Genomic DNA, 10,699 nt, shown 5'->3' with positions numbered 1-10,699 from the left:
TCCTCGGGGCCGAGGACCCCGAGGTCGCGCAGCGCGAGGCCGTGCTCGCCGAGCCGGGCCTCGGCGGCGTCGGCCAGCCGCCGCAGCGACGGACCCTCCGGTGTGTCAGTGTGCGGCGTCATGCCAGCTCCTTCCCCGGCCGACGTGCACGTCGAGCGGCACGGAGAGCTCGGCCGCCCGGCCCATCCGCTCCTTCAGGAGCGCCGTGGCCTGCTCGAGCTCGGCGGCCGGGACCTCGAGGATGAGCTCGTCATGGACCTGCAGCAGCAGCCGCGAGGCCAGCCCGTGCTCCTCGAGGCCGGCCTGCACATCGAGCATCGCGCGCTTGATGATGTCCGCGGCCGAGCCCTGGATGGGGGCGTTGAGCGCGGCGCGCTCGGCCATGTCCCGCAGCTGACGGTTGTCCGAGCTGAGGTCCGGCAGGTAGCGGCGGCGCCCCTCGATCGTCGAGGTGTACCCGTCCTGCCGGGCCTGCGCGACGACGTCGCGCAGGTAGTCGCGCACGCCGCCGAAGCGGTCGAAGTAGCCCTTCATGAGGCCGCGCGCCTCGTCCACCGAGATCTTCAGCTGCTTGGACAGCCCGAAGGAGGACAGCCCGTAGGCCAGGCCGTAGCTCATCGCCTTCACCTTGGCACGCTGCTCGGCGGTGACGTCGTCCGGGTCCACGCCGAACACCTGCGAGCCGACGAACGAGTGCAGGTCCTCGCCCTCGCGGAAGGCCTGGATCAGCCCCTCGTCCTCGGACAGGTGCGCCATGATGCGCATCTCGATCTGGGAGTAGTCGGCCGAGAGCAGCACGGCCTGCTCGCCGGCCACCTCGTCCGCCACGAACACCTCACGGATGCGGCGGCCCGCCTCGGTGCGCACCGGGATGTTCTGGAGGTTCGGGTGCAGCGAAGACAGCCGGCCCGTGGCGGCGGCGGTCTGCGAGTAGGTGGTGTGGATGCGGCCGTCCGGGGCGACGGTCTCGAGCAGCCCCTCCACGGTCTGCCGGAGCTTCGTGGCGTCACGGTGGGCCATCAGGTTCTCGAGGAACGGGTGCCGGGTCTGCTCGAGCAGGTCCTGCAGCGAGTCCACGTCCGTGGAGTAGCCGGTCTTCGTCTTGCGCGTGCGCGGCATGTTGAGCCGCTCGAACAGCACCTCCTGCAGCTGCTTGGGCGAGCCGAGGTTGACCTGCATCCCGCCGGTCTCCTCCGCGACGGACGCCCACGCGGACTCCTTGGCGGCGTCGGCGGCGTCGGTGAAGTCCTCGCGCAGGCCGGTCAGGGCGTCGACGTCGACGGCGATGCCGGTCAGCTCCATCCGGGCGAGCAGCCGCGAGAGCGGGATCTCGAGCTCCTGCAGCAGCCGCTGGGCCCCGCGGTCGAGCACCTGGGGCGTGAACTGGGTGGAGAGACGGCGCACCACCCAGGCGGCCCTCACGGCGTCCGCGGCGCGGTCCGCGCGTTCGGCGGCGGCCTGACCCCCGTCGAGGTCGAACGTCCCCTGCGCCCGCTGCTGCGCGGGCTCGCGCGGGGCGGTGAGGGGGGTGTGCAGATGCGCCTCCGCCAGCGCCTCGAGCGAGGTGTCCCGCCGGTCCGGCTGGATCAGGTAGGCCGAAAGCAGCACGTCGTCCACCACGCCGTCCAGGGCCGCGTCCCGGCCGAGCCCGTCCCCCTCGGTGGGCGCGGCCAGCGCCTTGAGCGTGCGCTTGAGGTCGTGCACGGCCTTGGCCAGTCCGCCCTCGCCCAGGGCCTCGCGCACGGCGGCCACCAGCGCCGGGTCCGGGGCGTCGCCGTCGAGGGTGACGTGCAGGCCCGCGTGCTCGCCCACCAGCGCGACGCCGACGGGCGTGCCGAACGTGCCGGGCACGGGCACCTTGCGGCGGGGCAGCAGGGCCGGGCCCTCGACGTCCACGTGGACGCCGAGCAGGTTGCCGGCCTCGGCGGCGAGGAAGGATCGCACGTCCTCGGCCGTCGTCGCCTCGGTGAACTCCGGGGCGGCCTCGGCCTCGGGGGGCGGCGCGTCCTCGCCCACCCGCTCACCGAACACCTCGAACACGCGCTCCCGGATGCGGTTGAACTGCAACGCGTCGAACAGCTCCTCCACGGGCTCGCGCTCCGGCATCTCGAGCCGCATCGCCTCGAGCCCGATCGGCAGGTCGAGGTCGCGCACGAGGGCGTTGAGGCGGCGGTTGCGGCGCACGTCCTCGAGATGCTCGCGCAGCGCCTCCCCCTTCTTGCCCGTGATCTCGTGCGCGTGCGCGAGCACGCCGTCGAGGTCCCCGTACTGCTTCAGCCACTTCGCGGCGAACCCGGGGCCGACGCCGGGCACTCCGGGCAGGTTGTCCGCGGCCTCGCCGACGAGGGCCGCGAGCTCGGGGTACTGGGCGGGGGCGACCCCGTACTTGGCCATGACGGCGTCCGCATCCATCGGCGGGATGTCGGAGACGCCCTTCTTGGGGTAGAGCACGGTGGTGCGCTCGGAGATGAGCTGGAACGCGTCCCGGTCACCGGAGACGACGACGGCCTCCCACCCCGCCTCCTCGGCGCGCGCGGACAGTGTGGCCACGATGTCGTCGGCCTCGTAGCCCTCCAGCGTGAGCGTGGGGATGCCCAGGGCCTCCATGACCTTCACGGTCAGCTCGATCTGGCCCGCGAACTCCGCGGGCGTCTCGGAGCGGCCGGCCTTGTACTCCCCGTACTCCTCGGAGCGGAACGTGGGCCCGGAGAGGTCGAACGCCACGGCCACGTGCGTGGGCCGCTGCTGCCGGATCATGGTCAGGAGCATGGCGGTGAAGCCGTACACGGCGTTCGTGTGCTGGCCCGTGTCCGTGGCGAAGTTCTCGGCGGGCAGCGCGTAGAACGCGCGGAACGCCATCGAGTGCCCGTCCAGGACCAGCAGCCGCTGTGGGGCCTCTGGGGTCGGATCTGCCGCCATGGGTGCTCACGTCTCCTCTCGGCGCGCGGCGCGGGGCGCACCGGTCGCGTGTGCCAGCCTAGTGCTCATGAGTGAGCACACTGCGACCACCCCCGCCGCCTCCGACCGCGTGTACCGCCCCGGCGTCACCCCCGAGCTGAGCCCCGCCGAGCTGGCGGCGGCCTGCGCCGAGGCCGGTCTGACGCCCGAGCTCGTCGCCGCGCTCGGCGGCGCGGCGATCAGCCCCCTCGCCCAGAAGATGGGTCTGCGCTTCCTCGAGCTCACGGCCGAGCGAGCCGTCGCCACCCTGCCCGTGGCGGGCAACGAGCAGCCCGTCGGGCTGCTGCACGGCGGCGCCCACCTCGTGCTCGCCGAGTCCCTGGGCTCGATGGCCGCGAAGATCCACGCCGGGCCGGACCGCAACGTCGTCGGGGTCGAGATCAGCGCCACGCACCACCGGGCCGTCCGCTCGGGCCTCGTGACCGGCACCGCGACCGCCGTCCACCTGGGCGGCACCCTCGTCACCCATGAGGTGGTGATGACGGACGAGCAGGGCCGGCGGCTCTCGACCGCCCGCATCACTAACCTGGTCCTGGCGCCGCGCCCCTGAGGCGGCACGGCCCGCCCCGGGAGACGGGACGGGCCGGTCCGACGCCGCGTGCGAGCGGTCTCAGACCTCGTCCGGCGCGCGGGGAGCGGGCTCGCCGTGCTCGCGCCCCGGGGTGTCCTCGGCGAGCTCGTCGTAGTGCCCGGGGTTCATGGGCACCCCGGTGAGGTAGGCCGAGCGGCCCAGGGCCATGGTGGCCACCGAGGCCGAGCCCAGCTGCAGCACCACGATCAGGGCCACCTTCACGAACGCGGCCACCCCCGGGGCCAGTAGCAGGGCGCCCACCACGATCAGGATCATCCCGACGCCGCCGGCGGTGCCCACGGCGGAGACGCGGGTGTAGGGGTCGGGGAACCGGATCAGACCGAGTCCCGCGGTGACGAACGCAAGGGCTCCGATCACCACGAGCACGGAGCCGGCGGCGGTCAGGACGACGTCCACGGGTGCGACCTCCTCAACGCTTGCCGCGCGTGAGCGCGCGGGCCAGGGACATGCCGGACAGGAAGGCCACGACCGCGGCGATCAGGACCAAGTCGAACGTCCACGGGTTGTCCGCCCGGACGCCGAACAGCACGAGCATCCCGAGCACGCTGAACGTGAGCAGGTCGCCCGAGACCGCGCGGTCCGCGTCGAGCGGGCCCACCACGATCCGGTACGCGGACACGAGCGCCGACACGGTCAGCAGCGCGATGGCCAGGTCGATCCCCACCAGGGACCAGTCGTAGGCGAAGGGCATCATGCCACCCCCGTCTTCCGCATCGCGTGGAGCATGCGCGCCTCCATGTCGTGGATCTCCGCGCGCAGGGCGTCGGCGTCGTCAGCGTACAGGCCGTGCACGTAGAGCAGGCGCCGCGCGTCCGGGTCACCGTCCTCGTCACCGACGGCGCCGGCACGCCGGGTGCCCAGCGTCAACGTGCCGGGCGTCAGGGTGATCAGCGCCGAGAGCAGGGTGACCTCGGCGTCCGTGCGGCAGTTGCTGCGCACGCGGGCGATGCCCGAGCGCGCCTGGACGCCGGGGGTGACGAGGTCCTTGATGACCGCCTTCGAAGAGGTCACCAGGGCCCACGCGTACCAGCACCAGAACACGAGCCACCGCCAAGGCCAGGACACGGCGGAGGCCGTGCCGGGCGCCAGGTCGACGGTCCCGTCGGCGGGGGCGACGGTGTGCATGGGGGCGTCTCCTTCCGGAGGCTGCGGGAGTGCGGTGCTCATGGGTTGAGCACCGCCTCGATGTACCTGCTGGGGTCCATCAGGCCCTGAGCCGCGAGGTCGGTGACGGTCCACAGGGCCTGACCGCCGAGCCCGAGGGCGAGGGTGGCCATAGCTAGGACGACGGCGGGGGCGGCCAGCCGGCCTGGGATGCGGGAGCGCGTGACGTCCTCGTCCGGATCCACGGTCACCGGCAGCACGCCCGTGGGCGGATCGAGGGTTTCCTGCGAGGCCCACGACTCGGTGCGCTCGTGGTCGGTGCTCGAGCCGCGGCCGGAGGGCGACGGCACGGAGCCCGCCCGGCCCACGATGGGCATGGCCGCGGTGGCCAGGCGCTCGCGGTGCCCGTGTGGGGCAGTCGGAGCGCCCCAGAACCAGGCGTCCCACACCCGCAGCAGAGCCCACAGGCTCACCAGGGAGGCGCCCAGCACCAGCGCAGCGGTGACACCGCGGCCGGCGTCCAGGCCGGCGCTGACGAGCATGAGCTTGCCCACGAACCCGGAGAAGGGCGGGATGCCGACCAGGGAGAGCAGGCCCACGAAGAAGGCGACGGCGATCAGCGGCTCGCGCCGGGCCAGGCCCTGCAGGTCCGCGAGACGGCCGGTGCCGTAGCGCACCTCGATCGCGCCGGCGGCCATCAGGAGGCAGCCCATCGCCACCATGTGGTGCACGAGGTAGAACAGGCCCGCCGCGAGACCCAGGCGCGTGGAGAGCCCGAGTCCGACGAGGATGCCGCCGATGCCGCTCACCATCTGCCACGACAACACGGCGCGCACACCGTGCTCACCGACCGAGGCGAGCGCACCCACCACGAGGGTGGCGAGGGACAGGACCAGGATGAGCGGCAGCAGACGCGCATCGCCGTCGTACATGACGGAGTAGATCCGGTAGAGCCCGTACACGGCGACCTTGGTGTGCAGGGCGGCGAAGAGGGCCGTCACCGCCGGGGAGGTCGAGGAGTACGCCCAGGCCAGCCAGCCGTGCAGCGGGGCCACCGAGGCCTTGATGGACAGTGCGAACAGCACCATGCCCGCGGCGATCGCGATGCGTGGGTCCGCCGCGGCGGACCCGGCGAGCATCGCGAGGTTCACCGAGCCGGTCAGCCCGTAGACGAAGCCGACGCCGACCAGGAGGATCGTGGAGGTTAGCAGGTTGAGGGTGACGTACAGCCGCGCCCCGTCCACTCGGCGCAGGGGCTCACGGCGGTTGGCGGAGAGGACGTAGAGGCCGTAGCTGGGCACCAACATGACCTCGATGAACACGAACAGGTTGAACAGGTCCGCCGTCAGCAGGGCGCCGTTGACTCCGCCGATGAGGATCAGGAGCAGCGGGGCGAAGAACTGGGAGTTAGCGACGCGGGAGCCGTAGGCGAACGCCGCGCCCACGATCGTGAGGGCGCTCGTGAGCACGAGCATCAGGGCGGACAGCATGTCCGCTGCGAAGCCGATCCCGATGCCCCCGGGCCAGCCGCCCAGCGAGGTGGCGAGCACGGACCCGTCGAGGGCGTGGACGCCCAGGGCCAGCCCGCCGGTGGTGACGAGTCCGAGCACCGCGAACAGGACTGCCCGGTGGAGGCGGGGACGCTCCCCCGCCAGCACGAGCAGACCGGCGGACAGCAGCGGGACGGCGGCGAAGAGGGGCAGCAGCTGGCCCAGCGGGACGGCGCTCATCGACGCACCTCCGGGCCCTGGCCGGCGTAGTGCTGCGCGATCCGGCCGGCCGCGGCGTGCCGCTCCTCGCGCGGGAAGCGTGCGTCGGCGGCGGCCTGCTCCAGGGAGTCGCGGGTCTCCCCCGGCGAGGCCACCGCGTCGTCCGCGCGCCCGGTGACGGCCAGCGCGAGCAGCAGCACGGTGATCGCGAAGGCGATCACGATAGCGGTCAGGACGAAGGCCTGCGGCAGGGCATCGGCCTGCACCTCGACGTCTGAGGTCCCCGCGAAGGGCAGCCCGCGGCGGTCGGTGCCGCCCGCGGCGATGATGGCCAGGTTGGCGGCGTGGCCCAGCAGGACCATGCCGAGGATCACGCGCAGCAGCTCGCGCTTGGAGAACAGGTAGAACGCGCCGAAGGTCAGAAGTCCCACGGTAAGGGCGACGGTCATCGGGTGACCTCCTCTCGTGCAGTCGTGGTGGTCGGGGCCGAGGGATCGGAGGACGGGGCCGCCGGCGCGACGCCGGGGTCACGGCTCGAGGCGCGGAGCGGGTCCTCACCCGGCCGCTCGGGGCCGAGCAGGGAGAACGCGGCCACGATCAGGCCGATCACGGCCAGGTACACGCCCATGTCGAACGCGAGCGTGGTGGAGAGCCCGTAGTCCAGGACCTTCACTCCCGCGGCTCCGAGGAAGCCCTTGCCGGTGAGGTAACCGACGATCCCCGTCGCGGTGCCGACGGCGATGCCCGAGCCGATGAAGGCCAGGTACGGCCACCGCAACTCCGGGGCCGTGTCCGAGTCGGCGGCCAGGTAGAGCAGGGCGTAGCCGGCACCGGCGACCAGTGCGGCGATGAAGCCGCCGCCGGGCTCGTAGTGCCCGCGCAGCAGCAGGAACGCGGACAGCAGGATGATCAGCACGCCGAAGACACGGCCGAACACCCGGATGTGGACGAGGTTCTCGCGCACGTGGGCGAGTGGGGAGCGCATGTCCACGGCGGAGGGCTGTGGAGGCGTCGGCCGACGGTTGAGCAACAGGGCCGCGATGGTCAGCGCCGTCGCCCCGAGCACGGTCATCTCGCCCCACGTGTCCACGGCGCGGAAGTCCACGAGGATCACGTTCACCACGTTGGTCCCCCCAGCCTGGGCATAGCTCTGGGTCAGGTAGAAGTGGGCGATCTCCGACATGCTGGAGCGGCCGGTGAACGCGAGCACGCCCAGGGTCGCGGCGACGCCGGCGACGGAGGCGGCGAGGACCGCCTGCATCCTGCGCGGGGTCGGCTCGTCGCTGAAGCGGGCGGGCAGGCGGCGCAGCAGCAGCACCATGACGCACACCGTGAGCACCTCGACCATCAGCTGGGTCAGGGCCACGTCCACGGCGCCGAGGGTGAGGAACCACAGGGTCATGCCGAACCCTACGACGCCGACCACCACCATGGCGGCGATGCGCGTCTTGGCGCGGATGGTGGCGATCACGCCGGCACCCACCAGGACGACCAGCACCCAGTCGTGCCAGCGCGAGGGCTGGCCGACGACGGCGGGCAAATCCTCGATCGTGGCGACACCGGCCACGGCGAGGAGCCCCAGGACCAGGGCGGGGATGAGGAGGTGGGGGCGGGGAGCCAGGGTGCCGGAGGCGCGCGAGACGACCGCGCCGACGCCGATCAGCCGGTGCCGAACCTCGTCCACCGCATCCAGGGCGGAGAACGGCAGGGCGGCGTGGGAGGCCACGCGCTCCACCGGGCGGCGCAAGGCCACCAGCAGCAGACCGAGCACGATGATGGCGGCGGAGACGAGCAGGGCCGTGTTCACGCCGTGCCACAGCGCCAGGTGCGCGTGCACCTCCGCGCCGGAGGCGGCCTCGGCCGCGTAGGAGACGGGGGTGTCCAGCACACCGGGCAGCAGGCCCAGGGCCACGCCCGCGGCCGCGGCCAGCACGGGCACGCCCCAGAAGGTGGCAGGAGCCTCGTGGACCTCGTCCTCCCGGCCGGTCGGCCACGAATGGGCGGCCCCGTCCGGGCTTGGACCCCAGAGGCCCAGGGCGCCGAGCACGAGACGGCCGGAGTAGGCCACGGTGAAAACGGAGGTCAGGGCGATGCCGGCGGTGACGAGGACGGGGAGCCATGCGGGACCGGGGGTCCCGAGAGCGGCCTCGACCAGGCCCTCCTTGGAGATGAAGCCGAACAGCGGCGGGATGCCCGCCATCGACAGGGCGGCGACGGCGATCGCCGTGCCGGTGACCGGCATGCGCACGTGGCGGGCCGCGAGCTCTCGCAGGTCGCGGGTGCCGGCCTCGTGGTCGACCACGCCGATCAGCATGAACAGCGCCGACTTGAACAGCGCGTGCGCCACGGTGTGCACGATCGCCGCGGTAAGCGCGACGGGGGTGCCGATGCCGATGGCGGTCACCAGCAGGCCCAACTGGCTCATCGTGGAGTAGGCCAGCAGACCCTTGAGGTCGTGGCGACGGATCGCGGAGACGGCGCCCAGCAGGGCCGTGATGAGGCCCGAGCCGATCAACAGCGCGGACCACACCGGGTTCCCGGCCAGGACCGGGCTGAACACCAGCAGCAGGAAGATGCCGGCCTTGACCATCGCCGCGGCGTGCAGGTAGGCGGAGACCGGGGAGATGGCCACCATGGAGTCCGGCAGCCACGCCTGGAACGGGAACTGGGCGGACTTGGTGAACGCGGCCACCGCCAGCAGGACGGCGACCGTGGTGGTGAAGCCCGCCTCGGACCACACGTCCGAGGCCAACACCCCGGACAGCGAGGCAGTGCCGGTCCGCACGGCCATGAGGGCGACGGCGGCCAGCAGCGCGAGGCCGCCGCCCACGGTCACGAGCAGGGTCCGGATCGCGGGGTCGCGGGCATGGTCCCCCGAGCGCCCGATGAGGAAGAAGGAGGTGAAGGAGGTGAACTCCCACGCAACGAAGAGGACCACGATGTTGTCGGCGAGCACCAGCAGCAGCATCGACGCCGCGAACGCGGTCATCAGCAGGTAGAAGGAGCCGGGTCGGCTCTCCGTGCGGTCCCGACTGAGGTACCGGCTGGAGTAGGCGAGGATCGCGGCGCCGATGACGAGGACGATCATGGCGAACACCAGGGCCAGGCCGTTCAGCCGGAGGTCGAGGTCCACCCCGACCGCGGGGATCCACGGATGGTGCTCCGTCCGGACGTCGCCCGTCCACGCCGCGATCAGCACGCCGGCCGCGGCGAGCAGGGGTGCGGCCAGGACCCAGCCCGCATCCCTGCCCAGCACGCGGGAGGCCGGAACGGCCGCCACCACCGAGAGGAGGGTCAGCAGGAGACTGGTCAGGAGCACAGGACACCACTCAGCTCGGGTCGATCGGTCACGGACACGGCGCACACGACGGGTGGCCGCGCGCCGACGGTGCCCGAAGTGGGACTCGAACCCACACGCCTCTCGGCACCGCATTTTGAGTGCGGCGTGTCTACCGATTCCACCATTCGGGCAGTGCCGCCCGGAGGCGGGACTGGATCACCCTATCAGCGCCCCGACCCGGCGTCCCCGGCCTTCCGGCGGGCGGTCCCCGCCGCCGCGCCCGCGCCGCGCCCATGGCGCACGGTAGCCTGGTGGACCACCAGCGGCGCCACACCGACGCCGTCCCGGCCCGCACGAAGGAGCTGCCGTGTCCACGCTGACGCCTCCCGAGGAGACCGGCCTGCGGGCCGTCGTCGCCGAGGACGAGACCCTGATCCGCCTCGACCTGGTGGAGGTGCTCACCGGGGCGGGATACCGGGTGGTCGCCGAGGCCGGCGACGGCCGCGCCGCCGTCGAGGCCGTGCGCGAGCACCGCCCGGACATCGTGGTGATGGACGTGAAGATGCCCGTGATGGACGGCATCGCGGCCGCGGGCGAGATCGCCGGGGAACGGCTCGCCCCCGTGGTCATGCTGACCGCCTTCAGTCAGCGCGAGCTGGTGGAGCGCGCCCGGACCGCCGGGGCCATGGCCTACGTGGTCAAGCCCTTCACCGAGGCCGACCTGGTCCCCGCGATCGAACTGGCCGTGGCCCGCTTCGACGAGCTGCGCAGCCTCGAGGCCGAGGTGCGGGACCTGGGCGACCGCCTGGAGACCCGCAAGATCGTGGACCGGGCCAAGGCGCTGCTCCAGGAGCGGATGCGCCTGACCGAGGCCGAGTCCTTCCGCTGGATCCAGAAGACCTCCATGGACCGGCGCCTGACCATGCGGGAGGTCGCGCAGGCCGTCATCGACCAGGTCGGCTGAGCGGCGCCCGCGCGCTCGTCAGAGCGGGGAGCGGGCCGGCCAGAAGCCGACGGGCTCGCGCGTCTGCGGCGACGCCGCGGACGAGCCGCCCG

The 10,699-nt window shown here is 72.8% G+C and carries 9 protein-coding genes and 1 tRNA gene; 2 read left to right on the top strand and 8 right to left on the bottom strand.

Going from position 1 to position 10,699, the window contains the following annotated elements; genetic code table 11:
• Positions 1–105 precede the first annotated feature (105 nt).
• Positions 106–2,919: a DNA polymerase I gene (gene polA, locus HMPREF3105_RS03905; protein ID WP_070708812.1), complete on the bottom strand. Its 2,814-nt coding sequence runs from the start codon at positions 2,917–2,919 to the stop codon at positions 106–108.
• Positions 2,920–2,986: 67 nt separating this feature from the next.
• Here polA and HMPREF3105_RS03900 point away from each other — a divergent pair, with 67 nt between their 5' ends.
• A complete protein-coding gene (locus HMPREF3105_RS03900; protein ID WP_070708811.1) occupies positions 2,987–3,508 on the top strand; it encodes a PaaI family thioesterase in 522 nt (173 codons plus the stop codon).
• A 60-nt stretch (positions 3,509–3,568) separates the two neighbouring features.
• On the opposite strand, the gene HMPREF3105_RS03895 is transcribed toward HMPREF3105_RS03900, so the two are convergent.
• The 7 genes from HMPREF3105_RS03895 to HMPREF3105_RS03865 all read right to left on the bottom strand — a co-directional run bounded on the left by HMPREF3105_RS03895 (position 3,569) and on the right by HMPREF3105_RS03865 (position 9,834).
• Positions 3,569–3,946, bottom strand: coding sequence for a cation:proton antiporter (locus tag HMPREF3105_RS03895; RefSeq protein WP_036315347.1), 378 nt, complete (start codon positions 3,944–3,946; stop codon positions 3,569–3,571).
• A gap of 13 nt (positions 3,947–3,959) precedes the next feature.
• On the bottom strand, positions 3,960–4,244 hold the full coding sequence (locus HMPREF3105_RS03890; RefSeq protein ID WP_010078747.1) for an MrpF/PhaF family protein: 285 nt from the start codon (positions 4,242–4,244) through the stop codon (positions 3,960–3,962).
• Positions 4,241–4,675 carry a Na+/H+ antiporter subunit E gene (locus HMPREF3105_RS03885; RefSeq protein WP_010078748.1) on the bottom strand — a complete coding sequence of 145 codons (435 nt, stop codon included), beginning with the start codon at positions 4,673–4,675 and terminating at the stop codon, positions 4,241–4,243. Before HMPREF3105_RS03885 ends, HMPREF3105_RS03890 begins: the two co-directional genes overlap by 4 nt.
• Before the next feature lie 38 nt (positions 4,676–4,713).
• Positions 4,714–6,384, bottom strand: coding sequence for a monovalent cation/H+ antiporter subunit D family protein (locus tag HMPREF3105_RS03880; protein WP_010078749.1), 1,671 nt, complete (start codon positions 6,382–6,384; stop codon positions 4,714–4,716).
• Positions 6,381–6,812: a cation:proton antiporter subunit C gene (locus HMPREF3105_RS03875; protein WP_010078750.1), complete on the bottom strand. Its 432-nt coding sequence runs from the start codon at positions 6,810–6,812 to the stop codon at positions 6,381–6,383. Before HMPREF3105_RS03875 ends, HMPREF3105_RS03880 begins: the two co-directional genes overlap by 4 nt.
• Entirely contained in the window at positions 6,809–9,682 is a 2,874-nt protein-coding gene (locus tag HMPREF3105_RS03870; RefSeq protein WP_041102699.1) for a DUF4040 family protein, read from the bottom strand. The genes HMPREF3105_RS03875 and HMPREF3105_RS03870 overlap by 4 nt, the downstream gene beginning before the upstream one ends.
• Before the next feature lie 70 nt (positions 9,683–9,752).
• Positions 9,753–9,834 (bottom strand) — tRNA-Leu (locus HMPREF3105_RS03865).
• 176 nt (positions 9,835–10,010) lie between these two features.
• On the opposite strand from HMPREF3105_RS03865, the gene HMPREF3105_RS03860 reads away from it, so the two are divergent.
• Positions 10,011–10,607 (top strand): ANTAR domain-containing response regulator, encoded by a 597-nt coding sequence (locus HMPREF3105_RS03860; RefSeq protein ID WP_010078752.1) that lies wholly within the window; start codon positions 10,011–10,013, stop codon positions 10,605–10,607.
• The last annotated feature ends 92 nt before the right edge of the window (positions 10,608–10,699 follow it).

Source organism: Micrococcus sp. HMSC31B01 (genome assembly GCF_001816085.1).
GTDB classification, from domain to species: Bacteria; Actinomycetota; Actinomycetes; order Actinomycetales; family Micrococcaceae; genus Micrococcus; species Micrococcus luteus.
The sequence above is the reverse complement of the archived record's forward strand: the minus strand, read 5'-3'. Positions and strand labels throughout refer to the sequence as shown.

What these genes read in the sequence shown, in the direction of transcription:
- HMPREF3105_RS03880 (WP_010078749.1), bottom strand. Translation starts at nt 6,384, where the DNA reads ATGAGCGCCGTCCCGCTGGGCCAGCTGCTGCCCCTCTTCGCCGCCGTC.
- HMPREF3105_RS03900 (WP_070708811.1), top strand. Translation starts at nt 2,987, where the DNA reads ATGAGTGAGCACACTGCGACCACCCCCGCCGCCTCCGACCGCGTGTAC.
- polA (WP_070708812.1), bottom strand. Translation starts at nt 2,919, where the DNA reads ATGGCGGCAGATCCGACCCCAGAGGCCCCACAGCGGCTGCTGGTCCTG.
- HMPREF3105_RS03885 (WP_010078748.1), bottom strand. Translation starts at nt 4,675, where the DNA reads ATGCACACCGTCGCCCCCGCCGACGGGACCGTCGACCTGGCGCCCGGC.
- HMPREF3105_RS03890 (WP_010078747.1), bottom strand. Translation starts at nt 4,244, where the DNA reads ATGATGCCCTTCGCCTACGACTGGTCCCTGGTGGGGATCGACCTGGCC.
- HMPREF3105_RS03875 (WP_010078750.1), bottom strand. Translation starts at nt 6,812, where the DNA reads ATGACCGTCGCCCTTACCGTGGGACTTCTGACCTTCGGCGCGTTCTAC.